The 26,371-nt window shown below is 63.1% G+C and carries 25 protein-coding genes; 10 read left to right on the top strand and 15 right to left on the bottom strand.

What is annotated here, in order from left to right; all coding sequences use genetic code 11:
• Positions 1-8 precede the first annotated feature (8 nt).
• The 12 genes from acsF to bchF form a co-directional block, all read right to left on the bottom strand.
• Entirely contained in the window at positions 9-1,133 is a 1,125-nt protein-coding gene (acsF, locus tag ACLGGT_RS00425) for a magnesium-protoporphyrin IX monomethyl ester (oxidative) cyclase (protein ID WP_008280377.1), read from the bottom strand.
• Positions 1,130-1,426, bottom strand: coding sequence for a hypothetical protein (locus ACLGGT_RS00420; RefSeq protein WP_008280376.1), 297 nt, complete (start codon positions 1,424-1,426; stop codon positions 1,130-1,132). The genes acsF and ACLGGT_RS00420 overlap by 4 nt, the downstream gene beginning before the upstream one ends.
• Positions 1,427-1,441: 15 nt before the next feature.
• Entirely contained in the window at positions 1,442-1,909 is a 468-nt protein-coding gene (puhC, locus tag ACLGGT_RS00415; RefSeq protein WP_008280375.1) for a photosynthetic complex assembly protein PuhC, read from the bottom strand.
• A 15-nt stretch (positions 1,910-1,924) separates the two neighbouring features.
• Positions 1,925-2,557: a photosynthetic complex putative assembly protein PuhB gene (gene puhB, locus ACLGGT_RS00410; RefSeq protein ID WP_008280374.1), complete on the bottom strand. Its 633-nt coding sequence runs from the start codon at positions 2,555-2,557 to the stop codon at positions 1,925-1,927.
• A gap of 15 nt (positions 2,558-2,572) precedes the next feature.
• Positions 2,573-3,346: a photosynthetic reaction center subunit H gene (puhA, locus tag ACLGGT_RS00405; protein ID WP_008280373.1), complete on the bottom strand. Its 774-nt coding sequence runs from the start codon at positions 3,344-3,346 to the stop codon at positions 2,573-2,575.
• 27 nt (positions 3,347-3,373) lie between these two features.
• On the bottom strand, positions 3,374-4,789 hold the full coding sequence (locus ACLGGT_RS00400; RefSeq protein ID WP_081506580.1) for an MFS transporter: 1,416 nt from the start codon (positions 4,787-4,789) through the stop codon (positions 3,374-3,376).
• A 22-nt stretch (positions 4,790-4,811) separates the two neighbouring features.
• Positions 4,812-5,534 carry a magnesium protoporphyrin IX methyltransferase gene (bchM, locus tag ACLGGT_RS00395; RefSeq protein WP_151979528.1) on the bottom strand — a complete coding sequence of 241 codons (723 nt, stop codon included), beginning with the start codon at positions 5,532-5,534 and terminating at the stop codon, positions 4,812-4,814.
• Positions 5,534-6,430, bottom strand: a complete 897-nt coding sequence (gene bchL / locus ACLGGT_RS00390; protein ID WP_037297426.1) for a ferredoxin:protochlorophyllide reductase (ATP-dependent) iron-sulfur ATP-binding protein — start codon at positions 6,428-6,430, stop codon at positions 5,534-5,536. Before bchL ends, bchM begins: the two co-directional genes overlap by 1 nt.
• A 112-nt stretch (positions 6,431-6,542) precedes the next feature.
• Positions 6,543-10,100, bottom strand: a complete 3,558-nt coding sequence (locus ACLGGT_RS00385) for a magnesium chelatase subunit H (protein ID WP_437194802.1) — start codon at positions 10,098-10,100, stop codon at positions 6,543-6,545.
• Positions 10,090-11,622, bottom strand: a complete 1,533-nt coding sequence (gene bchB / locus ACLGGT_RS00380; protein ID WP_437194801.1) for a ferredoxin:protochlorophyllide reductase (ATP-dependent) subunit B — start codon at positions 11,620-11,622, stop codon at positions 10,090-10,092. The genes ACLGGT_RS00385 and bchB overlap by 11 nt, the downstream gene beginning before the upstream one ends.
• Positions 11,619-12,899 carry a ferredoxin:protochlorophyllide reductase (ATP-dependent) subunit N gene (locus ACLGGT_RS00375; RefSeq protein WP_437194800.1) on the bottom strand — a complete coding sequence of 427 codons (1,281 nt, stop codon included), beginning with the start codon at positions 12,897-12,899 and terminating at the stop codon, positions 11,619-11,621. The genes bchB and ACLGGT_RS00375 overlap by 4 nt, the downstream gene beginning before the upstream one ends.
• Positions 12,896-13,384: a 2-vinyl bacteriochlorophyllide hydratase gene (gene bchF, locus ACLGGT_RS00370; protein ID WP_008280366.1), complete on the bottom strand. Its 489-nt coding sequence runs from the start codon at positions 13,382-13,384 to the stop codon at positions 12,896-12,898. Before bchF ends, ACLGGT_RS00375 begins: the two co-directional genes overlap by 4 nt.
• Before the next feature lie 397 nt (positions 13,385-13,781).
• Here bchF and ACLGGT_RS00365 point away from each other — a divergent pair, with 397 nt between their 5' ends.
• The 6 genes from ACLGGT_RS00365 to idi all read left to right on the top strand — a co-directional run bounded on the left by ACLGGT_RS00365 (position 13,782) and on the right by idi (position 20,005).
• A complete protein-coding gene (locus tag ACLGGT_RS00365; protein WP_232279176.1) occupies positions 13,782-14,576 on the top strand; it encodes a cobalamin B12-binding domain-containing protein in 795 nt (264 codons plus the stop codon).
• Positions 14,577-14,612: 36 nt separating this feature from the next.
• Positions 14,613-16,043 (top strand): transcriptional regulator PpsR, encoded by a 1,431-nt coding sequence (gene ppsR, locus ACLGGT_RS00360; RefSeq protein ID WP_237183535.1) that lies wholly within the window; start codon positions 14,613-14,615, stop codon positions 16,041-16,043.
• Between the two features lie 68 nt (positions 16,044-16,111).
• Positions 16,112-17,023, top strand: a complete 912-nt coding sequence (gene chlG, locus ACLGGT_RS00355) for a chlorophyll synthase ChlG (RefSeq protein ID WP_151979524.1) — start codon at positions 16,112-16,114, stop codon at positions 17,021-17,023.
• The gene (locus ACLGGT_RS00350) at positions 17,020-18,312 is read left to right on the top strand and encodes a BCD family MFS transporter (RefSeq protein ID WP_008280362.1); all 1,293 of its coding nucleotides are present in this window, start codon (positions 17,020-17,022) and stop codon (positions 18,310-18,312) included. Before chlG ends, ACLGGT_RS00350 begins: the two co-directional genes overlap by 4 nt.
• A gap of 2 nt (positions 18,313-18,314) precedes the next feature.
• Positions 18,315-19,493: a geranylgeranyl diphosphate reductase gene (locus tag ACLGGT_RS00345; RefSeq protein ID WP_437194799.1), complete on the top strand. Its 1,179-nt coding sequence runs from the start codon at positions 18,315-18,317 to the stop codon at positions 19,491-19,493.
• Complete coding sequence (gene idi / locus ACLGGT_RS00340) at positions 19,490-20,005, top strand: isopentenyl-diphosphate Delta-isomerase (protein ID WP_008280360.1); 516 nt, start codon at positions 19,490-19,492, stop codon at positions 20,003-20,005. The genes ACLGGT_RS00345 and idi overlap by 4 nt, the downstream gene beginning before the upstream one ends.
• A gap of 12 nt (positions 20,006-20,017) precedes the next feature.
• Here the strand turns inward: idi and ACLGGT_RS00335 are convergent, their stop codons facing one another.
• Together ACLGGT_RS00335 and ACLGGT_RS00330 are read right to left on the bottom strand one after the other, a co-directional pair.
• Positions 20,018-20,350, bottom strand: coding sequence for an AzlD domain-containing protein (locus ACLGGT_RS00335; protein ID WP_437194798.1), 333 nt, complete (start codon positions 20,348-20,350; stop codon positions 20,018-20,020).
• Positions 20,347-21,069 (bottom strand): AzlC family ABC transporter permease, encoded by a 723-nt coding sequence (locus tag ACLGGT_RS00330; RefSeq protein ID WP_008280358.1) that lies wholly within the window; start codon positions 21,067-21,069, stop codon positions 20,347-20,349. Before ACLGGT_RS00330 ends, ACLGGT_RS00335 begins: the two co-directional genes overlap by 4 nt.
• A gap of 58 nt (positions 21,070-21,127) precedes the next feature.
• On the opposite strand from ACLGGT_RS00330, the gene ACLGGT_RS00325 reads away from it, so the two are divergent.
• The 4 genes from ACLGGT_RS00325 to ACLGGT_RS00310 are packed head-to-tail and all read left to right on the top strand — an operon-like array spanning position 21,128 to position 25,234.
• Positions 21,128-22,018 (top strand): formate dehydrogenase accessory sulfurtransferase FdhD, encoded by an 891-nt coding sequence (locus ACLGGT_RS00325; protein ID WP_437194797.1) that lies wholly within the window; start codon positions 21,128-21,130, stop codon positions 22,016-22,018.
• Positions 22,015-22,650, top strand: a complete 636-nt coding sequence (gene mobA, locus ACLGGT_RS00320; protein ID WP_219434703.1) for a molybdenum cofactor guanylyltransferase MobA — start codon at positions 22,015-22,017, stop codon at positions 22,648-22,650. Before ACLGGT_RS00325 ends, mobA begins: the two co-directional genes overlap by 4 nt.
• Positions 22,647-23,138 carry a molybdopterin-guanine dinucleotide biosynthesis protein B gene (gene mobB, locus ACLGGT_RS00315; protein ID WP_151979521.1) on the top strand — a complete coding sequence of 164 codons (492 nt, stop codon included), beginning with the start codon at positions 22,647-22,649 and terminating at the stop codon, positions 23,136-23,138. The genes mobA and mobB overlap by 4 nt, the downstream gene beginning before the upstream one ends.
• Positions 23,135-25,234 (top strand): molybdopterin-binding protein, encoded by a 2,100-nt coding sequence (locus ACLGGT_RS00310; protein WP_437194796.1) that lies wholly within the window; start codon positions 23,135-23,137, stop codon positions 25,232-25,234. The genes mobB and ACLGGT_RS00310 overlap by 4 nt, the downstream gene beginning before the upstream one ends.
• 7 nt (positions 25,235-25,241) lie before the next feature.
• Here ACLGGT_RS00310 and ACLGGT_RS00305 read toward each other — a convergent pair whose 3' ends face one another.
• Entirely contained in the window at positions 25,242-26,225 is a 984-nt protein-coding gene (locus ACLGGT_RS00305; protein ID WP_008280353.1) for a KpsF/GutQ family sugar-phosphate isomerase, read from the bottom strand.
• Positions 26,226-26,371: the final 146 nt, after the last annotated feature.

The raw sequence follows: 26,371 nt of genomic DNA, 5'->3' as shown, positions 1-26,371 counted from the left end.
CACTTGGGTCAATAGGCCGGTTCCATCCGGGTCGAAGCGGGCAAGGCGTGCTTTTTCGCCGGAATGGTGTAGAGCCCGACAAAGGCCGCCGCCGCGCGCATCTGTGCGCCCAGCGACCGCAAGCGCCCGCTCAGGCCGCCCTGCGTGCGGGCCACTGCCAGATCGGCATTCGCCTTTTGCAGCTTCACCAACCCGGTTTGCCAGCGCGGATGCTCGATATCGAGGGTGATCGGGAAGATCTGTTTGCTGATGTCGGATGTCTTGGTGAAGACCTCATGCGCATACCAATCGGGATCAACGCCAAGCGCGTTATGAAACGCGGGCCGCTGATGGTCGCGCACATACATGGTCGCATAGACCGCCGTCAGGAAGAACTTGATCCACAGCACATTCTTGCCGGAGGTCAGTTTGGGGTCGGTCTTCATCAGAAGCGCAAAGGCCTCGCCATGGCTGAACTCGTCGTTGCACCATTCCTGAAACCATTTGAAAATCGGATGAAAGCGGTGTTCGGGATGCGCCTCGAGATGGCGAAAGATCGTGATATAGCGGGCATAGCCGATCTTTTCGCTCAGATAGGTGGCGTAATAGATGAACTTGGGCCGGAAATAGGTGTATTTCTTTTGCTGGGTCAGGAACCCGAGGTTCACCGCCACGCCCGCTTCGCGCAGCGCGTCGTTGATGAAGCCGGCATGCCGGGCCTCGTCGCGCGCCATGAGTTGAAAGAGCTGGGTGATGTCCTTGTTGTTGCCGCGCCGCTTCATCTCTTTGTAGAGCACGCAGCCCGAGAATTCGGCGGTGCAGCTTGAGACCAGAAAGTCGATGAATTCTTTCTTGAGCTTCGGCTCCATCCCGTCCCAATCGACATGGTCCCAATCTTCGTTTTTCTTGAAGTGGCCCTTGTTGGGGTCGGCCTCCATCTGATCAATCAGTTTGTCCCAGTCTTCGCGCACCGAAGAGACGTCGACCGCGTCAAGCTCATCGAAATCGGTGGTGTAAAAGCGCGGTGTGAGCAGGGTGTTCTGCATTGCCAGTTCTGTGGCGGCCTTGCTGTCGAACTTGGCATTCGCCTCTTGAATGGCCAGGCCCTCTTCGACGGTGGTGGCGTCGGCGGAATGTTTGACGGCGATATTCATAGCGTCACCTCGTCGGAAAAGGAGAATTCACAGAGTTCCATCACTTCGAAATCGCCGGTCCAGCGGGTCCAGAGACGTTCGAGGGCGCTGGCGCGGATGATGGTGGCCTCGCGATCCTCACTCACGACCATGCCGTAGGGGGCCATGATTTCGGGGCCATGCACCTTGACGCTGTCGCCGGGATAGACGGTGGTGCCGTTGTTGAAACGCACATGCGCGTGCAAGCTATCGAAACAGTGGCTGATTTCGACCGTGCAGGGGGCGCGTTCAACTTCGCGTGTCAGAAGTCCCATTGTGGTGATCCTTTCCTAGCGGGTCAAAAGTTTGGTGAAAGCCATCGAATTGGTCTGGCCAAAGCCCATCAGATCGGCACCCCATCCGGTCGAGGGGTCGTAGACCGAGAGGCGGCCATCCTTGCGGGCGATGATGGTGACAGGGCCGGTGAGGGGCACGCCATGCTTGGCGCGCTCGCGGTCGAGAACGCGCGATACGCCGGCGATAAAGCCGCCCTCTTCGGGCGAGAGCGTGGCGATCAGTGCGCCATTGGCATCGAGAACCTTGGCGGCACCGCTCATATCGCCGCTGAGGAACACATGGCGCTCCAGCACGATTTCGCTGTCCGGCGGGGTGGCGACCAGCGGAGCATCGGTGAGGCGCGCATAAGTGACCAGCGCCAGCACCGCCAGCACCAGACCCAGCATCGCGCGGATCATCACGCGCGGCACAAGTTCGCGATCTGCTGGGGCCTTGTAACGGGGGGCGCTTGTATCGGTCATCTTATCCGCTCCTGTTCATTCTGCCGCGAGGGCGTGCTGCGGGGCGCTGCGGGCGATTTTGGGTGTGGCAACGCGGGTCTCTGCCGCCTCGGCCAGAAGATGCGCGACCTTGGCCGCCTCTGGGATGCAGCGCAGCGCAGGTTGGGTGCGGCGCATGACCCAAGGGCGCACATGCGGCCAGCACACGAGGTAGCTGAGGCGCGTGTCGCCCATGAGGTCGAGCACGATGGTGCCGGTTCCGCCTTTGGTCAGTTTGAGATCGGCGCGCCCGACCTGCGTATAGGGCAGGTTGAGCGTGACTGTGAGCGCCGCGCCGATGCGCATGGCCACGCGGCGGTTGGTGATCGTGTAGACCGTGGCGCGGGCCTGAATATAGCCGACCAGCATCAGCATAAGGCAGACCACGATCCCCATGATCACCAGCGGCAGGGCGGCCGCGATGGCTGTGACAAGTGGCATCTGGTCCATCATGGTGATGAACCGCCAGACCGCGAGCACGACGAAATAGCCTGCCACCCATGGCAGGCTGAGCGCCTCGACGCTCAACCGCCACCAATCGGGCGCTCCCTGCCAGAGGATACGCTCGCCCTCGGGCGGGGTTTCGGGCAGGCCCCTTACGGGTTCAACGGCAAAATCGTCGTGGCTCATGGTCTTGGCTCCTTCTTATCCCAGCAGTGGCTCTTGCCGCGCGGTGCTGGCATAGAGTGTGCCGCCGCCGTAATAGCCGCTGATCTTGTCTTCCTCGAGCAGGGTGACCTGTCGCGGTGAGGCATGTTGCGGAACGCCTGCGAAATGCGGGCCAAAGATCGAGCGGACGTTGACGCGGTCCGACTTGATCCGGGCAAAGGTGATCGGCACCAGACGCTTGCCCTCGCCATGCGGTGCGGCCAGCTCGATTTCCAGGTAACGGACCAGTTGCTCGGGCTCGTCGATCCACATGTCGCTGATCTTGCCGACGATTTCGCCATCACCGGCCATCACCGGCAGGCCACGCGGATCACGCCCTGCGGCCACCACGAAATGCTCGGTTGCGGCCATCGGCACGATTTTGGGATGGCCGTGGCCGTCCAGTTCCGGCACATCGCGGCGCGGTGCCCAAGAGGCGGGACCAACCCCATCAACCATCGGATTGCCGGTGGGCGCAAAGGGGAAGCCATTGCCAGCCGCGGTCTTTTCCAGCGCCAGATCGGTACGCTCGGGGTTTTGGCCCGAGGGTACTGTCAATTCACCCCGGCCATGCGGCAGCTTGAAGGTCTTGTCGCTTGGCAGCGGAAACAGGCCCTGATTGGCCGACAGCTTGCCATCGTCATCCTCGAGCGGATAGCCCTCGCGCATGTTTTCGCGCTGAATGTAGAAAATCAGCAGGGCAAAGAATCCGTAAAACAGCCAGAGTGAGAGGCTTGCGAGATCAAAATTTCCAAAGAACGGCTCGGTCATATCAGACTCCTTTCGAGCGATCGCAGGTCATGTGGGGAAATCGGCCAGCCCGATGCGGCCGCCCCCGGAGTGAGTTGTGCTGCCGGCCTGTTTGAACCGCACCAGCGGGCCAAGGACGGCAAGGGTAATGAACAAAAGGGCAATTTCCCCGTGATAGACGACGGAATAGCCAGTGGCGGGCGTGCTGAGCGCCTCGCCCATCTGACCAGAAAGGGCGAGATGATTGACCACGTCGCGCACGCCGCCGCCGATGGCAATCGAGAGACCCGCCGCGGTGGCCTGTGCGGCCCCCCAGGCCCCAAGCGCCAGGCCATGCCCGGCAACGCCGCCTGCGGCCAGCGCCATGGCCGCCGTAAGCGTCGAGACTGCGAAAAGCCCGCCGCCAAGACCAATCAGGCCAGCCCCGGCGAAAAACAGGGCAGGCGCCTGCATCGGCGCCGCAAAGATCACGGTTGAAAACGCGACGATCCCGACCAAAAGGCCCGTACCCGCCATCCGGTAGGCATTTGCCCCCCGCAAGAGCGCGCGGCCCGCAAGACCAAAGCCCAAGAGTGCGCCAATCGCCCAGACCGAGGTGAGCATCGTGGTGGAGGAGACCGACAGCCCCAGAACTTCGCCGCCATAGGGTTCGAGCAGCACGTCCTGCATGTTAAAGGCCATGGTGCCAAGGAATACGACCGCCAGCAGCCGCCCCGCTGTGCCCCCCGCCATAAGATCCGCCCAAGCGGCGCGGAATTCGGGGCGCGGGGCCTCGCGCTCTTCCCGGCTCATGGGATTGAGTTTTTCCTGTTTCCAGAGTGCCACAAGGTTGAGCAGGATGCCTGCCAAGGCCGCCCCCTGCACCACGCGCACCAGTGTGAAAGGTGCGAAATCCCGCAAGAGCCAGCCGATCACAATGGCCGAAATCGCCATGCCCAACAGGAACATGACGTAGAGCAGCGCCACGACGCGGGGCCGCGTTTCATCGGTTGCGCGGTCGCTGGCCAAGGCCAGACCGGCGGTCTGGGTCATATGCAGGCCAAGGCCGGTCATCAGGAAGGCCAGCGCCGCCAGCACCTCGCCTGCCCATGTCGGCCCCACCTCTTGTTGGCCCGACAGAACCAAAAGCGCGAAGGGCATGACGGCAAGGCCGCCCATCTGCCAGAGCGAGCCGAACCAGAGATAGGGGATACGCTTCCACCCCAAGGCGGAGCGGTGTGTGTCTGACCGGAATCCCATCAGGGCCCGGAACGGCGCGATCAGCACCGGCAGGGCGATCATCGCCGCAACCACAAGGGCCGGCACGGAGAGTTCCACGATCATCACCCGGTTGAGGGTGCCCAACAGAAGCACCGTCGCCATCCCCACCGACACCTGAAAGAGCGACAGGCGCAACAGTTGCCCAAGTGGCAGACCCTCGCTTGCCGCATCGGCAAAGGGCAGCCAGCGCGTGGTCAACGCCATCAGGGGGAGGGGCGGCGCGTGCTCATCTGTGAACCTCCATCGCCTGAGAGATGTAAAAGCCTGAGGTCACGCGGGTCAGCGGACGCAGGGTGGCGGTGCTGCCGGCATAGCGCAGCGCCCGTTGTAGCCGTTTGGCGGAATGGGGCACCATGCTGGGCGAGCGGTCGGCGCGCGGGAAAAGTTTGCCCATGCGCCACATCGCCATCAAAAGCGGCGTGCGCGGCGCTACGGTAAAGACCACCGTTGCGGTGGTGCGCGCGGCCAGCGCATCAAGCGCGCGCGCGAGGTCGGATTCGGTGTAATAAATCAGGCTGTCCATCGCCATGACGTGATCAAACCGGCCAAGGGCAGGATCGAGCATATCGCCTGCGTGAAAGCTGACCAGCGGGGCGAGCGCCTCTGGCAAGCGCCGCCGCGCCACGTCGATGAGGGCGGGGGAAATATCCACCGCCATCACCTCGGCCCCGCGCGCGGCCAGCTCTGCTGTCATTTGTCCGGCACCACAGCCCGCATCGAGCACGCGCAGCCCGCGCATGTCTTGCGGCAGGCGCGCCAGCATCTGCGCGCGCATCCGGTCACGGCCCACGCGGACGGTCTGGCGGATCTTTGACACCGGCGCATCACTCGTCAGCCGCTCCCAGACCTGGGTCGCGGTACGGTCGAAATAGGTTTCGACCCGGTCGCGCGTCTGCGCCCAGTCATCTTGTGGGGTCCCAAGGGCCGGAGGTGCGCTGAAGTCTCGCATCAATCGAACCCTAGCAATTCAAAGATGTCCCGGTCTTCCATCGGCGCGGGGGCCAGCGGATCGGTGCCATTCCAAAGATGTTGTGCGAGCCCGGTGTAGATATCGCGCACCATCTGCACCTCTTCATCCAGCTCCATCTCGAACAGTGTCTTTTTCTTGAGGCGCGAGCGGCGGATGGCGTCGATATCGGGCATATGGGCAATCCGGTTAAAGCCCACCACGTCGCAATAGCGATCCACCTCGTCGGTGTCCTTGGATCTGTTGGCGACGCAGCCCGCCAGCCGCACCTTGTAATTGGCGGATTTGGCCTGCACGGCCGCGATGATCCGGTTCATCGCATAGATGCTGTCGAAATCATTGGCGGTGACGATCAGCGCCCGGTCGGCATGTTGCAGCGGGGCGGCAAAGCCACCGCAGACCACATCCCCCAGCACGTCAAAGATCACCACATCGGCATCATCGAGCATGTGATGCTGCTTCAGAAGTTTGACCGTCTGGCCGACCACATAGCCACCACAGCCGGTGCCCGCAGGCGGGCCGCCAGCCTCGACGCATTTCACGCCGCCCCAGCCCACAGTCACGAAATCCTCGGGGCGCAATTCTTCGGCGTGGAAATCCACACTCTTGAGAATGTCGATCACCGTGGGCTGCAACTGGCCTGTCAGGGTAAAGGTGCTGTCATGCTTGGGGTCACAGCCAATTTGCAACACCCGTTTGCCCATGGCGGCAAAGGCCGCCGAAAGGTTGGACGAGGTGGTCGATTTGCCGATCCCGCCTTTGCCATAGACCGAAAAGACCTTGGCGCCTTCGATTTTCATATCGGCGTCCTGATGCACTTGCACCGATCCCTCGCCGTCCTGTCCCCTCAAGTTGGGAATGTCGTCGCGCGGGCTCATATGGTCCTCCAATCGGCTTGCGCCGTGATGTTGTGTTTCATCGGCCCCGAAATACTCCGGGGGTGTGGGGGCAGGCCCCCACTCTGACACTGGTCATAGTCACAAACAGTCGTCATTCTGCGGCCACCCCTTCCATCCGGTCTTCCATCGCTGCGGCGGCTGATTGCAGCGCGGCGAGGGTTGCGGCGTCGGTCTGCCAATAGGCGCGGTCATGTGCCTCAAGCAGGCGGTTCGCCATCCGCGAGGAGGCCACCGGGTTGAGATCGCTCAACCGCTTGCGCATCGCCTCATCCAGAACAAAGGTTTCGGAAATCCGCTGATAGATCCACGGCTCTACCTGTCCGGTGGTGGCGGACCAGCCCATCGTATTGGTGACATGCGCCTCGATCTGGCGCACACCCTCGGCCCCGTGGCGCAAAAGGCCCTCGTGGAATTTCGGGTTGAGCGAGCGGGCGCGGGTTTCCAGTGCGACCTGATCGGCGAGCGTGCGTACGGTGCCGGTGCCGCGTGTGGTATCAGAGATATAGATCGCCGCCTCTTTGCCGCCGCGCGCGCGGCGCACGGCGCGGGAAATCCCACCCAGCGTGTCAAAGTAATGGTCGACCGTGGTGACACCCAGTTCGACCGACTCTAGGTTTTGATAGGCCACTTCGACCCGTTCCAGCGCCGCTTGCAACAGCGCGCCTTGCGCCTGTGCCTTGCCGTTGATGCCATACGCAAAGCCTTTGCGCGCCTGATAGGCATCGGCCAGCTCGTCTTCGTCGTCAAAGGCAGAGCTATCGACCAGTTGATTGACATTGGAGCCATAGGCGCCTTCGGCATTCGAGAAGACACGCAGCGCCGCCGTTTCCAGATCGCAGCCGGTCTTGGCCATCTGTGCGCGGGCATGGGCGCGGATATAGTTCATCTCGTCGGGTTCATCGGCCCCGGCCGCCACCAGCGCCGCCTCGGCCAGCATCCGCACCTGAAGCGGCAGCAGATCGCGGAAAATGCCGGAGAGCGTCATCATCACGTCGATGCGCGGGCGGCCCAGCACGTCAAGCGGGATGAGGTCTGCGCCCGAGAGGCGGCCAAAGGAATCAAACCGCGGCTTGGCCCCCATCAGCGCCAAGGCTTGGGCCATGGGCGCGCCATCGGCCTTGATATTGTCTGATCCCCAGAGCACCAGCGCGATGGAGCGTGGCAGGCTCTTGTGCGTTTCCAGCAGACGTGCCGCTTGGCGCGCGCCATCGCGGCAGGCGAATTCGGTCGGCATGCGGAAGGGATCGAAGGCGTGGATATTGCGGCCCGTGGGCAGGATATCTGCCGAGCGGATCAAGTCGCCGCCGGGGACGGGCGGGGTAAAGTGCCCGCCAAGCGCCCGCAAGAGCGCCGCAATTTCGGTTTCCTGCTGCAAGAGCGCATCGACCCGCGCCCGTGTTTCGGCATCAGTGCCGTCCATGATCGCAAGATACCCGGCGCGCGCTTCGGCGCTCATGGGGCGGCCCAGCACGTGCAGGCCTTCGGGGATCAACGCGTCTTCGGTTTCAAGCAGTTTGAGCCAGAGCGTGTCGGGCTCGCGCCCGCCCATGTCGACGGTGACGGCTTGTTCGGCGATGAGGGCGCGCAATTCCTCGCGCTCGGGCGCATCGCCCGCCATTTCACGCCAGCGCTTGAGGCTGTCCTTGAGTTCCGCAAGACCCTTGTAAAGGCCAGAGGTCGCCAGCGGCGGGGTCAGATGTGTGACGGTCACGGCCCCGGAGCGGCGCTTGGCAAGGCTCGCCTCGGACGGGTTGTTGGACGGGTAGAGGTAGACATTGGGCATGTCGCCAATCAGGCGGTCCGGCCAGCAGGCAGCGCCCGGTCCGGCCTGTTTGCCCGGCATGAATTCCAGCGCGCCATGCATGCCAAAATGCAAGAGAACATCGGCGTTAAAGCGGTTCTTGAGCCAGAGGTAGAATTGCGCGAAAGCATGTGTCGGGGCAAAGCCATGCTCGAACAGCAGGCGCATCGGGTCGCCCTCATAGCCAAAAGCCGGTTGCAGCCCGACAAAGACATTGCCGAATTCCGCCCCAAGGATGAACACCCCACGCCCGTCCGATTGCACCTTGCCGGGGGCAGCACCCCATTGCGCCTCGATCTCGCGCAGCCAGGGTGTGCCGGCCACGATATCGTCGGCGCTGACATGGGCCGCGATATTGGCCTCTTGTCCATATTGGCGGGCGCTGCCCTCTAATACGGCACGGCGCAGCTCTTCGACGGTTGCGGGCGGGGTCAGGTCATAGCCGCGCGCGGTCATGGCGTGCAGCATGTTGTGCAGCGATTGAAAGACATCGAGATAGGCCGCCGTGCCTGCCGCACCGGCATTGGGCGGAAACCCAAAGAGCACGATGCCCACGCGGCGCGTTGCCACCTCTTGCCGGCGCAGATGCGCCAGCCGCGCGACCCGCGCCGCCAGAACCTCGATCCGTTCGGGGCAGGGGGCCATCGCCTTGGCCCCATCACCGGTGCAGCGCCGCGCGCAGCCGTCGCAGGCCGTATCGCCATGGCGCCCGGCAAAGACAGTGGGATTTGTGGCACCGTCGATTTCGGGCAGGGCCACCAGCATCGTCGTCTCGATCGGGCCCAATCCGCCCGCCGATCCGGCCCATTGTGCAAGGGTCTGAAATTCGAGCGGATGGGCGGCGACGTAAGGCACATCAAGGCGGCTGAGCACATCAACCGCCGCCGCGCTGTCATTATACGCGGGGCCGCCCACAAGGCTGAACCCGGTCAGAGAGACAAGCGTGTCGACACGCCCCTCGAAGAACCGCTCGACCGCCGGGCGGCCATCGAGACCCGAAGCAAAGGCCGGGATCACCTTGAGGCCGCGCGCCTCGAACGCGCGGATCACGGCGTCATAATGGGCGTGATCGCCCGACAGAACATAGCTGCGCATAACCAAGAGGCCGACAGTGCCGGTGGTTTCTTGCGGTGCGGGCAGGCGGGCGAGGTCGGTCGTGATGCGCTCGGGCAGGTCGGGATGGTAAAGGCCCACTTCGGGATAATCCTGCGGGGCCGGGGCGCGCAGCGCGCGAAAGCGGGCCTCGTGGCCATAGCGCGACATCAGGAACCGCAGCATCGCTTCGATATTGTCGTCTGATGTTCCCAGCCAATATTGCATGACCAGAAACCACGCGCGCAGGTCCTGCGCCTTGCCGGGGATGTATTTCAGGATGCGCGGCAAGCGCCGCAGCATCTTCATCTTTTTCTCGCCCGATTCTGCCGACGGCTTGTCCGTGCCGCGCAGCCGCTTGATCAGCTTGCGTGCGCCGGTTTCGGGGGCGGCCATATCGAGCGTGCCCATGCGGGTCAGTTTCACGATCTGGGCATCGGCAATGATGCCGATCATCGCGTCACAGTGATCGCGCCGCGCCTGAAGGTCGGGGAGGATTGCCCGGATGTGATCTTCGAGAAACAGCAGGCTGATGAGGATCAGGTCGCCGCGCGCGATATCGGCACGGGCTGCCTCGAGTGCTGTGGGGTTTTCGCCCCATTCGGCAGCGGCATGCACCTTGAGCGTGAGACCGGGGAATTCGGCCGCCATCCGCTCTGCCACGCGGGCGCAGGCACCCGCCGCATGGGCATCCAGCGTCAGGATCACGACGCGGTAGGGGGCCGTTGCGGCCGGGGGGATCACGTCATCGCGCATAATGGGCCTTTGCCTCGTAAAGCGTGTCGATGCCGATTTCGTTCAGCCCCTTTTGCGAGGCGAAAATCTCGGTGTTGCGCCGGGCCTTGCCGCGCACGAAGAAGGGGATCTTCTTGAGTTCGCGTTCGGCGTCGGCCAGCCAGACCACCACGTCGGATGTTTTGGCAGGTGTGTCTGTCGGGGTCGGGGTCTCTGCCGGGGCTTTGGCTGTGTGCTGTCCGCCATGGTGGCTGGCACCGGCGGCATCGTGGAATTCGAAATCGTCGCGGAACATATGCAAAAGATGCTCTTCCAGCCCCATCACCAGCGGATGCACCCAAGTATCAAAGATCACATTTGCGCCTTCGATCCCCATCTGGGGGGAATAGCGCGCCGGGAAATCCTGAACATGGACGGGGGCCGAGATCACGGCGCAGGGAATGCCCAGCCGCTTGCCGATCATCCGCTCCATCTGGGTGCCGAGGATCATCTCGGGCGCGGCGGCCTCGATCGCGGCCTCAACCTCAAGATAGTCGTCCGTGATCAGCGCGGTCAGACCGTATTCTTTGGCCAGCGCGCGAATGGGCCGCGCCATTTCGCGGTTGTAGCAGCCAAGGCCCACCACCTCGAACCCCATTTCGTCGCGGGCGATGCGGGCGGCGGCGGCGGCATGGGTGCCATCGCCAAAGATGAACACGCGCTTGCCCGTAAGATAGGTGCTGTCGACGCTGGCCGAATACCAAGGCAGGCGCAAACGCTCTTCATCCATTGCCTGAGGAACATTGGCCAAGACGCTGACTTCGCGAATGAAATCGCGGGTGGCGCCAACGCCGATGGGAACGGTTTTGGTAAAGGGCAGGCCCAGTTCCCGCTCCATCCAGCGGCAGGCGCTCTCGCCCGTCTCTGGGTACATCAGCACGTTGAAATGCGCGGCCCCCAGCCGGGTGATGTCAGACGGCGTGGCCCCATAGGGCGCGCAAACATTCACCGAAATGCCCATATCGGCCAGCATGCCGGTCAGTTCGGTGATGTCATCCCGGTGCCGAAATCCAAGGGCGGTCGGGCCGATCAGATTGCAGCTGACCTGCGCGGTTTTCTCGACCGGCTTGGCCAAGGCGCGGGTGATCTGGAAAAAGGTTTCATCTGCGCCGAAGTTTTCCTTGCGCTGATAGCTGGGCAGTTCCAGCGCGATGACCGGGACGGGCAGGCCCATCATCTCGGCCATGCCGCCGGGGTCGTCCTGAATCAATTCTGCGGTGCAGGACGCGCCGACAATCATCGCCTCGGGCTTGAACCGGTCATAGGCTGCCTGACAGGCGGTCTTGAAGAGATTGGCGGTATCGGCCCCAAGGTCGCGCGCCTGAAAGGTGGTGTAGGTCACGGGGGGGCGGTGATTGCGCCGCTCGATCATGGTAAAAAGCAGGTCGGCATAGGTATCGCCCTGCGGTGCGTGGAGCACGTAATGCAGCCCCTTCATCGCGGTGGCGACACGCATCGCGCCGACATGCGGCGGGCCTTCATAGGTCCAGAGGGTGAGCTTCATGATGCCGCCCCCAGTTTTAGGGCCGCACGGCGGCGCATCGGGCGTGAGAAGAGCCCCGCCAGATCGCCCGCCTGTTCGTAGAAATGCACCGGGGTAAAGACCAGTTCGATGGCCCATTTGGTGGCAAGCCCCTCGGCCTCGAGCGGGTTGGCAAGGCCCAGACCGCAGACGGTCAGATCGGGCTGTGCCGCGCGGCAGCGGTCAAGTTGCCGTTCCACATCCTGCCCTTCGGTCAGTTGCGGGCCTGCCTCGAGCAGATCGAGATCGGGGCCGAGGATGTTCTTGTGCAGGAAGGGCGTGCCCACTTCGATGGCGCGCATGCCGCATTCGCGGGTCAGGAACCGGGCCAGTGGAATTTCCAGCTGGCTGTCGGGAAAGAAGAAAATCGACTTGCCGCTCAGGCTCTCGGCGGCCTGGGCCACGGCGCGGGTTGCGCGGGCGCGGGGGGCGGCGGTGACACGCTCGAATGTGGCGTCATCGACGCCAAACTCATTGGCCACGGCGCGCAACCAGCCGGTCGTGCCCTCAGCGCCAAAGGGGAAAGGGGCGGGCAGGTGCCGCGCGCCGCGCCGCTCTAATGCGGCCAGCGTATCGCCAAGGAACGGTTGCAACAGGGCAAAAACAGTGTTTGATCCCACGCTGAGCGGATCATCCGCCCGGCGCGCGGGCAGGATTGCCACATCGGTGATGCCCATCTGGGCCAGCAGATCACGGGCCTGATCCTCGACCACATCGGGCAGGGCCCCCACCAGCATCAACTGGCGTGCGTCGGTTTCGGGCAGGGAAGGCACCATGGAGGCCAGACAGGCATCCTCGCCTTGGGTAAAGGTGGTCTCGATGCCTGAGCCGGAATAGTTGAGCACGCGCACATGTGGGGCGTGCTGCACGCTCAGCTTTTCGGCGGCGCGGGCGAGATCCAGCTTGATCACCTCGGAGGGGCAAGAGCCGACGAGGAAAAGTTGGCGAATGTCAGGACGCCGCGCGATGAGGCGGCCAACCTCGCGCTCAAGTTCGACCTGAGCATCGGCGAGACCGGCAAGATCGGTTTCTTCCAGAATGGCAGTGCCGAAACGTGGCTCGGCAAAGATCATCACGCCGGCGGCGGATTGCAGCAGATGCGCGCAGGTGCGCGAGCCGACCACCAGAAAAAAGGCATCCTGCATTTTGCGATGCAGCCAGATGATGCCGGTCAGACCACAAAACACCTCGTGCTGACCGCGTTCACGCAAAACAGGGGCTTCGCGACAGCCAGTGCTTGGGGGGGTGTCAAAGCTCATGCCGCCTCTCCTGCTTGAAGGCGCGCCATGCGCAGTTTCCACAGGAATTGTCCGGCGTTGATGACATAAGCCGCATAGGCCGCCAGTGCGAGACCCATCAGCGCGTGAGGGGTCAGGGCATGGGTCCAGAGCGCCCACAGATAGGCGGTGTGCAGGGCGATGACGCCAAAGCTGAACACATCTTCCCAGAAGAACGCAGGCGCAAAGAGGTATTGGCCGAACACGACCTTTTCCCAGACGGCGCCCGTGACCATGATGAGATAAAGAACGCCGGTCTTGATTACGATTGACCAGGTGGCCGCGGCGAAACCGTCACCCGTGATGAGGTAACGCAGCACAAGGCCGAGCGAGATGAGAAAGACAAGAAATTGCACGGGTGCGAGAATGCCCTGCACAAGCGTCCAGACCGTGGCATCGCGGCGCGCGCGCTCTGCGGCGGTGTAGAGCGCTCCGGTCGCTTGTTGATGATGCGCCTGCCGCGCCATATCCCCTCCGGTCCCGTGTCTCTGGCCTGTCCTGATGCTACGACCTGAGGGCTAAATGTGTCAATTATAATTTACACTTTTGGGCGCGGTTAACTTGTAATGAAATCTGGACGCGTGTCGTGCGGCGGCTTTGCGGCGCGGCTTCAGCGGCTTTTTTAGGCGGTTGATCGCCCATTCTGCGTGTGGTTTGCCTAATTTTACCCCGATACGCATGGATTCCGCGCGCGGGGCAGATTTGTTGCCTTGGTCTGTCAGGATAATTTGACATTTGACCTCTGCGCCCGCACACTAGGTATACGGAGCAGAAAACGCGCCGCCCTTTTGTCCCGTGCGCGATTCGCAGTATAGTGAAACGCAGAGGATCGCGGGATAGTAGGGTCGCCTGGGAGGGCAACGCATGAGGGAACCCGACGACAGCGGGTCTGGTCCGCAAGCATCAGGAATACGGTTTCTTGTCGAATCCGCCTTGCGAAAGGTGGCGCTCGACAAGCAGGGCGGAGATATTCCCAAGAGCCGCGGTGAGTGGATTGCACGGCTGTGCGCCGCGCTTACGGACGAATCCGAAGCGGCGCATCAGCGGGTCATCGCCTCGATGGTGGCCAACGGGATTTCCTCAAATGAGATCTATCAGACTTATGTTCCCGACGCCGCGCGCTTTCTTGGAGAGATGTGGGTGCAGGACAAGGCAAGCTTTGTCGATGTGACTGTTGGGGCGGCCCGGCTTCAGGCGCTGTTCCGGTCGCGGGACGCGGCCGATCTGGGCGGCTGGATGGATCGCAGTATTCCGCTTGGTCAGTCGGTGTTGATGATTGTGCCAACCTTTGAGGATCACTCGATTGGCGCTTTTGTCGCGGCGGATCAGTTCCGCCGACATGGTATTTGGGTCCACATGGCCATCGGGCTGGAGGTTGAGGAGCTGAAACATCTGCTTGGGTCTGGCAGGTTCGCCATGGCCGGTATCACGGCGGGAAGTCTGAAAACGCTTGAACAATTGACGGAATTGATAGATTACCTACGTTCTAATTTGGACAGCTGTCCGCCCATCGTTATCGGAGGGCGGTTGGTGGACAAGCCGAGAGAAGTTGAAAAGCGGACTGGCGCGGATTTTGCAGTACGGACAGCACGAGAAGCAATTGAGCTGTGCGGTCTTGCATCCGTGGTTGATCCGTTATCAATCGACGCGAATACGTAATCCGCGCGCCCTGCGCGCGAGAGTTGGGATAGCAGCGTGACGAAGCAGAACAGGACGTCTGAGCGGCCCCTAACGGGTGGATTGCCCGGATCATCGAGCGTTGATCGCTTGATCGAGCAAGCCTCTGACATCGCGGTCATGCTTGACGACAAATCTCTTGTGGTCGCCATATCGGTTAGCCCGGACCTGCCTGAATTGGGCAGTCTGGAGCATTGGGTTGGGCGGGATTTCCGCAATTTCCTCACGGTTGAAAGCCGCACCAAGTTTGATGCCCGTCTGTTAGAGATGCGGGCTGATCCTGATGCCCTGCCGCGCCCGCTGGAGATGAATCACCGAGACAATGCCAATTGGGAATTCCCGGTGCGCTACACGTTGCATCGTGATCCGGACAGTGGTGGCGTTCTTTTGCTGGGGCGCGATATGCAGCCGCTGGCGGAAATTCAGCAGCGTCTGGTGCGCGAGCAGATGGCGCGCGAGCGAGAGCTTGAAAAGTTTCGCGGCATTGAGACCTGTTACCGGGTGGTGCTAGAGGCGTCCGAGACGCCGCTGGTTCTGGTCGAGCCGGATCAGGGCCGCATTCGTGACATCAATTCCGCCGGGGCGCTGTTGCTTGGGTCCAAGCGGGATGTGCTGGCGGGCAATGCTTTTGCGCAGGCCTTTGAAGGGCAGCGGCGGGGCGGGTTCATGGATCAGTTGCGCGCTGCGGCGGCCTCGGATGAAATCACCGGGGTAGAGGCTGTGGCGCGGCGCAATGGGCGGCTGGTGCAGCTGAGCCCGGATTTCTTTCGCGCCTCGGGCGAGGTGCTGATGCTGTGCCGCATGGCACCGGTCGAGGATGAAGAGGCGGCGCGCCCTGAGTCTGCGCAATCGCTGACGGCGCTCTTTGAAGCGGCGAGCGATGCAATCGTGCTGCTGGATGCCAATGGTTTGGTTCGGGATGCGAACGAGGGCTTTTTGGTGCTGTCCGATGCCGCGCAATTGCGGGATGTGCAGGGCCGTTCGATGGCGGATTTCCTGTCGCGGGGCAGTGTCGATCTCAAGCTTATTCTGGATAACACCCGCAAGACAGGCCGGATGCGCAGCTATGCCGCACAGGTCCAGAGCATCGTTGGCACGCGCACGTCCGTGGATATTTCCGCCGCACGCCTGCGTGGGCGCAATGCTGATCTGGGTGTTGGCCTGATCATTCGCGATACCAGCCCCCGCGATCTGCCCAATGTCGAAGAAGCCTCGGCCGTGGTCAGCGAAGAAGCGATGCGCAATGTGATGGACCTTGTCGGGACAGCCTCGCTCAAGGAATTGGTATCTGCCACTTCGGACGTGGTCGAAAAGATGTGCATCGAAACCGCTGTGCGCCTGACCAACAACAACCGGGTCGCCGCCGCCGAAATGCTGGGCCTGTCGCGGCAGAGCCTCTATGTCAAGCTGCGCAAGTTCGGGTTGATCAACGCACAGGATGATGAATAGGCCGATTTGCGCGCCTGCATTCGAGAATCCTCTTCCCTCGCGATGGATTGTATAGTTTAATTGACACTATGAGTGTCACAGAGTCCTTACACATCGTGCGCCGCCTGCCAGAGCCTCGGGCCCTGCTGACTTTGATCAAGCCGATCACATGGTTTCCGCCCATTTGGGCCTACCTGTGCGGTGTGATCTCTTCGGGCGTTTCTCCTTTGAATAACTGGGGTCTGGTGATCCTGGGCATGGTGCTGGCGGGGCCGGTTGTCTGTGGCATGAGCCAGGCGGCGAATGACTGGTGTGACCGGCATGTGGATGCGATCAACGAACCGCATCGCCCGATTCCCTCTGGCCGGGTGCCGGGGCGTTGGGGGCTGTGGGTGGCGCTGGCGATGTCGGCGCTGGCGCTGGGGATGGGGGCGTTCCTCGGGCCTTGGGGCTTTGGCGCGACGGTGTTTGGCGTGCTGGCGGCTTGGGCCTATTCGGCAGAGCCGGTGCGCCTCAAGCGGTCGGGTATCTGGGGGCCGGGCCTTGTCGGGCTGTGCTATGAGGGGCTGCCGTGGTTCACGGGCGCGGCGGTGTTGGCCGCAGGCGCGCCCAGCGGGCCGGTTATCGTGATTGCTGCGCTCTATGCCATTGGCGCGCATGGCATCATGACACTCAATGATTTCAAGGCATTGGAGGGCGACCGCCAGACGGGCGTCAATTCCTTGCCCGTCACGCTTGGCCCGGAACGGGCGGCGCGCGTGGCCTGTATCGTGATGGCCCTGCCGCAACTGGCGGTGATCGGCCTTTTGTTGGCCTGGGGCCGCCCGTGGCATGCTGCCGCAATCGCCGTGCTTTTGCTTGGCCAGTTTTGGGCAATGCGTATTCTTCTCTCTGATCCCAAGGGCCGTGCGCCTTGGTATAACGGAACAGGCGTGATGGCCTATGTCACCGGAATGATGATCGCGGCCTTTGCCCTGCGCATGATCGGAGGCGCGCCATGACGCTGAGTTGGTTGCAGATTTTCCGTATGGGTCTGGTGCAGATGTGCCTTGGCGCGGTGGTGGTGCTGACCACCTCGACGCTCAACCGCCTGATGGTGGTGGAACTGGCGCTGCCTGCGGTGCTGCCGGGTCTTTTGGTGGCGCTGCATTACGGCATTCAGATCACGCGGCCCAATTGGGGGTATCTCTCGGATACGAGCGGGCATCGCACCCGCTGGATCATCGGGGGAATGGCGGTCCTGGCCTCGGGTGGGTATCTCGCGGCGCTTGCGGTGGTGATCATGGAAAGCCAATTTGGCCTTGGTCTGGGCCTGTCTATTCTTGCCTATGCCCTTATCGGGCTGGGTGTCGGCGCGTCGGGCACCTCGCTTTTGGCGCTTTTGGCCACGGCCACAGCCCCGCGGCGGCGGGCGGCGGCGGCCACGATCACCTGGCTGATGATGATCGGCGGCATCGCCGTAACCGCAACCACGGTGGGTGCCTTTCTCGACCCCTATACCCCGGCCTTGTTGCTGGAAATCGTGGGCGTTGTGGCACTGGGCGCGGTGGTGCTGACCGCGCTTGCCATTCACGGCATCGAGGCGCGCGTTGGGGCGCAGCCTGCCCGTGCTGATGCGCCGCTGCGGTTTCGTGAAGGTTTGGCCGAAATCTGGGCCGAGCGCGAGGCGCGGCTTTTTACGATTTTCGTCTTCCTGTCGATGACAGCTTATTTCATGCAGGAACTCATCTTGGAACCCTATGCCGGGTTGGTGTTTCATTTCACCCCCGGCCAATCCACGCAGCTCAGCGGTGCGCAGAATGGCGGGGTGTTCCTTGGCATGCTGACCGTCGGGGTTGCCGCCACGGGGCTTCGGCTTGGTTCGATCCGGCATTGGGTGGTGGGGGGCTGTTTGGGTTCGGCTTCGGCGCTTGCAGCGATTGCGCTGCTCGGGGCCTCGGGCGCGGCGGCGGCATTCGTCCCGATCGTCGTCGTGCTCGGGTTCTTCAACGGCATGTTCGCGGTGGGCGCGATTGGCGCGATGATGGCGCTGGCGGGGCAGGGGCGCGAGGCGCGCGAAGGCACGCGGATGGGTCTCTGGGGCGCAGCACAAGCGATGGCCGCAGGTTTCGGTGGGCTGATGGGCGCGGCCTCGGTCGATGTGATGCGCCTATTGTCTGATACGGATGCTACGGCGTTCGGCACGGTCTTTTTCTTTGAGGCCGGACTTTTCGTACTCTCGGCGCTGATGGCGCTCAGGGTGATTGATCATGGCCGCGACCGCGGCGCGACGCTTGTTCCGGGGGAATGACCATGTTTGACGTAGTTGTAATCGGGGGCGGTCCGTCTGGGGCCACTGCAGCCGAGGATCTGGCCCGCTCGGGTTATAAGGTGGCGCTTTTGGACCGTGCCGGGCGGATCAAGCCCTGCGGCGGGGCCATCCCGCCGCGCCTGATTGCCGATTTCAACCTGCCTGACGCGCAGATCGTGGCCAAGATCACCACCGCGCGCATGATCTCGCCCACCGGGCGGCACGTGGATATTCCGATTGAAAACGGCTTTGTCGGCATGGTGGATCGCGAGCATTTCGACGAGTTCCTGCGTGTTCGTGCGGCACAGGCCGGGGCTGTGCGCGCCACGGGCACCTATCTGCGAATTGATCGCAGCGGGCCGACACCGGCGGTGATCTACCGCGACAAGGTTACGGGTAACGCACGCAGCCTGCCCACGCGGCTGATCATCGGGGCCGATGGCGCGCGCTCCAGCGTGGCGCGGGACGAGGTGCCGGGGGCCGAGCGCATCCCCTATGTCATCGCCTATCACGAGATCATCGAGGCGCCGGAGGCCACCGCCGCCTATGATCCCAAGCGCTGTGATGTGATCTATGACGGGGCGATTTCGCCGGATTTCTACGGCTGGGTGTTTCCGCATGGCAAATCCGCGAGCGTTGGCATGGGCAGCATGATCAAGGATGTCGATTTGAAACAGGCCACCGCCGATTTGCGCGCGGCCTCTGGCCTTACGGACTGCACGACAATCCGCCGCGAGGGCGCGCCGATTCCGCTCAAGCCGTTGGACTGCTGGGATAATGGCCGCGATGTGGTCTTGGCGGGCGATGCGGCGGGCGTGGTTGCGCCGTCTTCGGGTGAGGGGATTTACTATGCCATGGTCGGCGGTCGGGTGGCCGCGACGGCGGCGAGTGCTTGCCTTGCCTCGGGGCGGGTGCGCGATCTCAAACTTGCGCGACAGCTTTTCATGCGCGAGCATAAAACGGTGTTCCGGGTTCTGGCGTCGATGCAAAATGCCTATTATAGGTCCGACGAGCGGCGCGAGCGCTTTGTCTCGCTCTGCCATGACATCGACGTGCAGCGGCTGACATTCGAGGCCTATATGAACAAGAAACTGGTCAAGGCGCGACCCATGGCACATCTCAAGATCGGGTTGAAGAATCTCGCCCATCTGACGCGGCTGGTGTCCGCGACCCGAACATGACAGCGCTCATCCCGACATGGATCGGCGGTGATCTGGTTGCCGTGGACAAGCTCGAGGCGCATCAGCGCGGCTTGCGGCACAAGGCGGTGTCGGTCTTTGTCATGGCGGGTGAGGATCTTTTGATTCAGCGCCGCGCGCTTGGCAAATATCATACGCCCGGTCTGTGGGCCAATACCTGCTGCACCCATCCGCATTGGGGCGAAGATCCGCTGGCCTGCGCGCATCGCAGGCTGTCCGAAGAGTTGGGCATCACCGGCCTCTCGCTCACCCATCGCGATCAGGTCGAATACCGCGCCGATGTGGGCGGTGGTCTGACCGAGCATGAGGTGGTGGATATGTTCATGTGCCGCCTGCCTGCGCGCTGTGCGCTTGCCCCGAACCCGGATGAGGTGATGGAGACGCGCTGGATCTCGCTGAATGCGCTGAACGCCGCGATCCGCATGCATCCCACGCGCTATACGCCATGGTTGCGGATTTACATGGCCGAGCATGCGGCGCAGATTTTCGCCTGAGGGCGTTTGCCTTTACATCTGCCCCATCAGGGCAAGCCCGCCATAAAGCGTGACCGCGCCCAAGAGAATCGCCACGATCACATTGCGCAGCAGATAGCCCGCGATCAACGTCACCAGCGCCGCCGCCATGCGCGGGGCATCAAGCGTGCCACCCGTCGCCGCAGGCCAGACCACCAGCGGGGCCACCAATCCGGGCAACACCGCGACGGCCGTATAGCGCAGATGCCGGAGCAGCCACGCGGGCAGGGGTCGGTCGCCGATCAGCCCGGTAAAGACAAAGCGCAGCCCAAAGCTGCCCAGACCCAAAAGCACGATCACGGTCCAGAGGCTTGTTTTGTCGATCATGGCAACCGCGCCTCCTTGCGCCGCTCGAGCATCAGCTCGACTTGCGCGCCGGTCATCATGCCCGCAACGCCGGCGACCAGAAGCCCAAGGTTATAGGGCAGGAACGCAAAGACCAGCGCCAGTGTGACGGATACAAACGCCGCCGCCAGATGCGCCGGCGTGCGCAGCATTGGCGCGATCATCGCCAGAAAGGTGATCGGCAGCGCAAAATCAAGCGCCAGCCCCTCGGGGATCGAGGTGCCAACCAGCGCCCCCACCAGCGTGAAGATATACCAAAGCGGGCAAATCGGCGTGACCACGCCAAAGAAATACGCGAGCCTTTGGGGAATTGACCAACCGGGGTTTTTTTCAAAGGCGACGATGGCGCAGGTATAGCTTTGATCGACGGTGAAATAGGCGGCCAGCGCCCGCTGCCCCAAACTCGCCCCGCCGATATAGGGTGTGAGAGAGGCCGAATACATCGCCATCCGCAGATTGACCGCCAAGGCGGAAATGAGCGCAATCGCGGTGGGCGCGCCATCACTGAGCAGTTGCAACGCGGTGAATTGCGCCGCGCCTGCGATCACCAGAACCGAAAAGCTGAGCGTTTCAAACACGTTCAATCCAGCCTCGGTCGCGACCACGCCAAAGAGCAACGAGAAGGGCACGATCACGAGAATGAAGGGCGCACCGTCGCGCACGCCTTGCCAATAGGTCGAATTGGTGGTTTGCCTATGCACCGCTTGCCCCCTAAGTTGCCCCCGTGCCCTGACACCGCCTATCCAATGCCAGAAGGAGATGCAATTGGCCACGACCGAGGACCTCCTGTCTTATCTCATCGCGCCCGATCCTGCCGCCCCGCGCCTTACGCGCGCGGTCGAGGGCATGGATCACGAGGGCAACCGCACGCAGATTTCGGTGGTCGAGGAGCGCCCCTTGACGATTTTCCTCAATGCGCAGGAAATCGTGACTGCCATGACGATTGGCGATTACCCTGAATATCTGGCGCTTGGGTTCCTGCGCAATCAGGGGATGCTGGGGCCGCAAGAGACGGTCTTGGGCGTGGATTACGACGAAGAGTTGGACACCGTCGTCGTGCGCACCGATGGCCAGACCAGTTACGAGGAAAAGCTCAAGAAAAAGACCCGCACCAGCGGCTGTGCCGTGGGCACGGTCTTTGGCGATATGATGGAGGGGTTGGAGGGCGTGACCCTGCCTGCCGTGACGGTCAAGACCTCGGATCTTTATGCCTTGGCCAGTGTGATCAACCGCACCCCCTCGCTTTACCTTGAGGCGGGGGCGATTCACGGCACCGTGCTTTGCCAAGGCAACCGCCCGCTGGTCTATATGGAGGATGTGGGCCGCCACAACGCCGTGGACAAGATCGCGGGCTGGATGCTGAGCGAGGGTGTCGATGCGGGGGATAAACTGCTTTACACCACCGGGCGTTTGACCTCGGAAATGGTGATCAAGACCGCGATGATGGGCATTCCGGTGCTTGCCTCTCGCTCTGGCTTTACCGCATGGGGCGTGGAAATCGCACGTCAGGTGGGGCTGACGCTGATTGGCCGGATGCGCGGCAAGCGCTTTGTCTGTCTTGCGGGGGATGACCGCCTGTTGCGGGATGCGGACCCCGAGAGCGCGGGCGATGAGGAGAAAAAACACCGCCGCAAAGGGGCCGACGAATGACCGAGCCCCTTGGTGTTATCCTTGCCGGCGGGCAGGCCACGCGCATGGGCGGCGGCGACAAGGGGCTGTTGGCCCTTGATGAGCGCCCGATCCTTGCGCATGTGATCGACCGTCTGGCCCCACAGGTGGGGGCGATGGCGCTGAATGCAAATGGCGAGCCCGCCCGCTTTGCGGCCTTTGGCCTGCCGGTGCTGCCCGATCCCATTCCCGGTTTCGCCGGGCCGCTGGTGGGCGTTCTGGCCGGTCTTGATTGGGCTGCGGGGCAGGGGGCCGATTCAATCGTGACCGTCGCCGCCGATACGCCGTTTTTCCCGACCGACCTGGTCGCGCATTTGGCACAGACGGGAGAGGGCATGGCGCGTCCCCTCGTTCTTGCCGCCACCCCACGTGGTGACACCGAGACCAAATCCATGAGCGGCAGCGGTTTGATCCGCCATCCCACCTTTGGCCTCTGGCCCACGGCGCTGCGGCATGATCTGCGCGCGGCGCTGTTGGACGGGCTGCGCAAGGTGGTGCTCTGGACCGACAAACATGACGGGCGCGAGGCGGTATTTGACGACGCGCTCGATCCCTTTTTCAACGTCAATACGCCCGAGGATCTGGACGCGGCACGCAGGAGACTATCAGCATGAGGATTTATGGCGTCACCGGCTGGAAGAACGCGGGCAAGACCGGGCTGATGGAGCGGCTGGTGGCCGAGATCACGGGGCGCGGCTATACGGTTTCCACTGTGAAACACGCGCATCATACCTTTGACGTGGACCAACCGGGCAAGGACAGTCACCGCCACCGCGTGGCGGGCGCGACCGAGGTGCTCTTGGCCTCGCGTAACCGCTTTGCCCTGATGCATGAACTGCGCGAAGAGGGCGAACCGACGCTTGAAGCGCTTTTGCAGAAACTGTCCCCTGTCGATCTGGTGTTGGTCGAGGGCTACAAGCGTGATCGCCATCCCAAGGTCGAGGCGTTTCGCGCCGAAACCGGCAATCCGCTGATTGCCACCGATGATCCCACCATCCGCGCCGTGGCGAGCGATACGGCGTTGACGATCGACCGGCCTCTGTTCGACCTTAACGACACCAAGGCAATTGCCGATTTCATCTTGGCGGAGGTGGCGTTGTGAACCGGTTTGACACGTTTGCGATGCTGGATTGGTCGGGCGGCAACGACACCGGGGCGCGCCCGTGTCGGGATGCGATCTGGCTGGGGGTGACACGCGACGGGGTGGATGAGGCCCCGATGTATCTGCGCAACCGGGCCGAGGCCGAGGCGGCGCTAGTGGCCCTGATTGCGGCAGAGCTTGCGGCGGGGCGCAGGCTGTTGATCGGAGTGGATTTTCCCTTTGGCTTTCCGGCGGGGTTTGCCCGAGGTTTGACTGGCTGCGACAATCCCTTTGCCGTCTGGGACTGGCTGGAAACGGTGATCGAGGATGCACCGGGCGGCAATAACCGCTTTGATGTGGCGGGCGAGATCAACGGGCGCTTTCCCGGCGTGGGGCCATTCTGGTTCAACGGGTTGAAGCGTGAGATTGCCGGTTTGCCGCGCAAGGATACGCGGGCAGGGCATGGCATGACCGAGCGGCGGGCAGCCGAGGCGCGGGCACCGGGGGCCTTCACCTGCTGGCAGATGGGGGGCGCGGGGGCCGTGGGTGGGCAGGTTCTGACCGGGCTGCCGGTGCTTAACCGGCTCAGACGCAGGTTTTACGGGCAAGTGTCTGTCTGGCCGTTCGAGGTGTTGGACAAGCCCGTGGCGCTGGTCGAAATCTGGCCGGGGCTGATCAATGCCGCTGTCAAACCCTTGGGCGAGATCCGGGATGCGCATCAGGTACGGCTGATGGCGCGCGCATTGGCGCGTTTGCCTCAGGAGCAACTGGCCGAAATGCTGGCGGTGGATGCGCCGGAGGAAGGCTGGATTCTGGGTTTGGGATATGAGGCGGCGTTGATTGCCGCATGTGACGACGTGCTCAAGCCGCCGCCCCTGCGGAATGATTGTTTTGCACTGCCTGCGGGCGTGGATTGGACGCCGGTCGATGACGCATTGGCGCTTTTGCAAGACCGGCTGCGTCCCGTGGTGGGCCAGACCCGCGCGCCGCTCGCTCAGGCCTTGGGCCGCGTTCTGGCCGCACCCGTCACCGCGCTGCGCGCCAACCCGCCCGAGGCGAATACCGCCGTGGATGGCTATGGCTTTGCCCATGCCAGCCTGACCGCTGGCGATCAAACGCTGCCGCTCGTTGAGGGGCGCGCCGCCGCTGGTGTGCCCTATCCCGGCAGCGTGCCCTCTGGCCATGCGGTGCGCGTGCTGACGGGGGCTGCGCTGCCTGAGGGCGTTGATACCGTGATCCTGCAAGAGGATGTGACCTTGGGCGCGGGGCGTATCGCGTTTCGTGCGGGGCTAAAGCCCGGTGCCAATACACGCCGCGCGGGCGAGGATGTGGCGGCAGATGCGCCGGTACTTGCGCCGGGCCGTGTGATTAGCCCTGCCGATCTGGCGCTTTGCGCCGCTGTGGGCGTGGCGGATCTGCCAGTGCATGAACAGCTGCGCGTCGCGGTCATTTCCACCGGCGATGAACTGGTAGAGGCCGGTCATCCCGCCCGACCCGGCCAGATCTATGATGCGAACCGTCCTATGCTTTTGGGCCTTGTAGGGCAGATGGGCTATGCGCCGCTTGATCTGGGGCGTATTGCCGATGATCGCGCAGCGCTTCGCGTCGCGTTGGATCGTGCGGCGGAAAATTCGGATGCCATTCTCACCTCTGGCGGCGCGTCGTCGGGGGATGAGGATCACGTATCGGCCTTGTTGAATGAGGCGGGGGCCATGGCCGAATGGCGTATCGCCCTGAAACCGGGGCGGCCCTTGGCGCTTGGCCTCTGGCGGGGCGTGCCGGTCTTTGGCCTGCCGGGCAATCCGGTAGCGGCCCTTGTCTGTGCGTTGATCTTTGCGCGGCCTGCGTTGCGGCTCTTGTCCGGAGCGGGCTGGTCTGTGCCGCAGGGATTTCACGTGCCCGCCGGTTTTGAGAAGCGCAAGAAACCGGGCCGCCGTGAATATCTGCGCGCGCGGATCCGCGAGGGGCGGGCAGAGGTTTTCGCCTCGGAAGGATCAGGGCGGATCAGTGGCCTAAGCTGGGCTGAAGGTCTGGTGGAATTGCCTGACGGTGCGGTGACCATTCAGCCGGGTGATCCGGTGCGTTACATCCCCTATGCGAGCTTTCTGAGCGCCTGAGTGGGTTTCACGCCACCCCGGCGCGCAGAATGTCATGGATATGAACGAGGCCGCGCAATTGCCCGCTCTCGTCCACGGCAAAGAGCGCGCTGATTTTGTGGGTGTTCATCACGCCCAAAGCCTCGGACAAGAGCGCCTCGGGCAGGATGCTGCGGGGGTTGCGGGTGGCTACCTCTCCGGCAGTGCGTGCCATGAGGTCCGACAGGTTGCGGCGCAAATCGCCATCGGTGATCACCGCCATTAGCCGACCTTCCTCGACCACGGCCGCCACGCCAAAGCCCTTGGCCGTCATCTCGATCAAGGTTTCGCCCATCGGGGTCTCGGCGCTGACCACGGGCAGCGCCGCGCCGCTGTGCATGACCGAAGAGACGCGCAAAAGCTGTGCGCCCAGCGTGCCGCCGGGGTGAAAGGCCAGAAAATTCTCGCGCTCAAAGCCCCGCAGCCGCATCATCGCCACAGCCAGAGCATCGCCCAAGGCCAGCGTGCAGGTGGTGCTGGTGGTGGGGGCCATGCCGATGGCGCAGGCCTCGGGGGCATTGGGCAGGGTCAGACGGAAATCGGCCTGTTGTCCAAGGGTGCTGTCGGGTTTTTTGGTTATGGCGATGAGAGGGATCGCAAAGCGGCGGCTATGGGCAATGATATCGGCCAGTTCCCGGGTTTCGCCAGAGTTGGAGATCAGGATCAGCGCATCTTCCCGTGTGATCATGCCCAGATCGCCATGGCTTGCCTCGCCCGGATGGACATATTGCGCCGGCGTGCCGGTGCTGGCCATGGTTGCGGCGATCTTGGCGGCGATATGGCCAGATTTCCCCATGCCAGAGACGATGACCCGACCCTTGACCTCAAGAAGGCGCGTCACCACTGCATCGAAGTCGATGGGCAGGTCCGCGTGGAGGGCGCTGAGAGCCTCGGCCTCGATCCGGATGACGTCGCGGGCAATCTCGGTCGGGGTTTCGATCTGGGTCCCGGTTTGGGTCTTGGCGGTCGACATGGGCTGAGCCCTCCTTTTTGCGGCAAGTGTTAGCCTGTCGCGCGCGCCGGGCCAAGCACGGGATAGAGATTGCAGCAAAATGCCGCCCCATCACAACCCGTTGAAGGCCGCTCTTTTCCATCTGGTCAGTCTCTGCGCGCCGTCCT

Source organism: Roseovarius sp. MS2 (assembly GCF_051447875.1).
Classification (GTDB): domain Bacteria; phylum Pseudomonadota; class Alphaproteobacteria; order Rhodobacterales; family Rhodobacteraceae; genus Roseovarius; species Roseovarius mucosus_A.
This window is presented reverse-complemented; position numbering and strand designations above follow the sequence as displayed.

Excerpts from the sequence above, each read along its gene's own strand:
- bchM (WP_151979528.1), bottom strand. The coding sequence starts at position 5,534 with ATGCGAGACTTCAGCGCACCTCCGGCCCTTGGGACCCCACAAGATGAC.
- ACLGGT_RS00325 (WP_437194797.1), top strand. The coding sequence starts at position 21,128 with ATGCAATTGGCCACGACCGAGGACCTCCTGTCTTATCTCATCGCGCCC.
- bchF (WP_008280366.1), bottom strand. The coding sequence starts at position 13,384 with ATGGCGCGGCAGGCGCATCATCAACAAGCGACCGGAGCGCTCTACACC.
- ACLGGT_RS00375 (WP_437194800.1), bottom strand. The coding sequence starts at position 12,899 with ATGAGCTTTGACACCCCCCCAAGCACTGGCTGTCGCGAAGCCCCTGTT.
- ACLGGT_RS00305 (WP_008280353.1), bottom strand. The coding sequence starts at position 26,225 with ATGTCGACCGCCAAGACCCAAACCGGGACCCAGATCGAAACCCCGACC.
- idi (WP_008280360.1), top strand. The coding sequence starts at position 19,490 with ATGACAGCGCTCATCCCGACATGGATCGGCGGTGATCTGGTTGCCGTG.
- chlG (WP_151979524.1), top strand. The coding sequence starts at position 16,112 with ATGAGTGTCACAGAGTCCTTACACATCGTGCGCCGCCTGCCAGAGCCT.
- ACLGGT_RS00345 (WP_437194799.1), top strand. The coding sequence starts at position 18,315 with ATGTTTGACGTAGTTGTAATCGGGGGCGGTCCGTCTGGGGCCACTGCA.
- ACLGGT_RS00335 (WP_437194798.1), bottom strand. The coding sequence starts at position 20,350 with ATGATCGACAAAACAAGCCTCTGGACCGTGATCGTGCTTTTGGGTCTG.
- bchL (WP_037297426.1), bottom strand. The coding sequence starts at position 6,430 with ATGAGCCCGCGCGACGACATTCCCAACTTGAGGGGACAGGACGGCGAG.
- puhB (WP_008280374.1), bottom strand. The coding sequence starts at position 2,557 with ATGAGCCACGACGATTTTGCCGTTGAACCCGTAAGGGGCCTGCCCGAA.
- puhC (WP_008280375.1), bottom strand. The coding sequence starts at position 1,909 with ATGACCGATACAAGCGCCCCCCGTTACAAGGCCCCAGCAGATCGCGAA.
- mobB (WP_151979521.1), top strand. The coding sequence starts at position 22,647 with ATGAGGATTTATGGCGTCACCGGCTGGAAGAACGCGGGCAAGACCGGG.
- ACLGGT_RS00420 (WP_008280376.1), bottom strand. The coding sequence starts at position 1,426 with ATGGGACTTCTGACACGCGAAGTTGAACGCGCCCCCTGCACGGTCGAA.
- bchB (WP_437194801.1), bottom strand. The coding sequence starts at position 11,622 with ATGAAGCTCACCCTCTGGACCTATGAAGGCCCGCCGCATGTCGGCGCG.
- ACLGGT_RS00385 (WP_437194802.1), bottom strand. The coding sequence starts at position 10,100 with ATGCGCGATGACGTGATCCCCCCGGCCGCAACGGCCCCCTACCGCGTC.
- puhA (WP_008280373.1), bottom strand. The coding sequence starts at position 3,346 with ATGACCGAGCCGTTCTTTGGAAATTTTGATCTCGCAAGCCTCTCACTC.
- ACLGGT_RS00350 (WP_008280362.1), top strand. The coding sequence starts at position 17,020 with ATGACGCTGAGTTGGTTGCAGATTTTCCGTATGGGTCTGGTGCAGATG.
- acsF (WP_008280377.1), bottom strand. The coding sequence starts at position 1,133 with ATGAATATCGCCGTCAAACATTCCGCCGACGCCACCACCGTCGAAGAG.
- mobA (WP_219434703.1), top strand. The coding sequence starts at position 22,015 with ATGACCGAGCCCCTTGGTGTTATCCTTGCCGGCGGGCAGGCCACGCGC.
- ACLGGT_RS00400 (WP_081506580.1), bottom strand. The coding sequence starts at position 4,789 with ATGGCGTTGACCACGCGCTGGCTGCCCTTTGCCGATGCGGCAAGCGAG.
- ACLGGT_RS00365 (WP_232279176.1), top strand. The coding sequence starts at position 13,782 with ATGAGGGAACCCGACGACAGCGGGTCTGGTCCGCAAGCATCAGGAATA.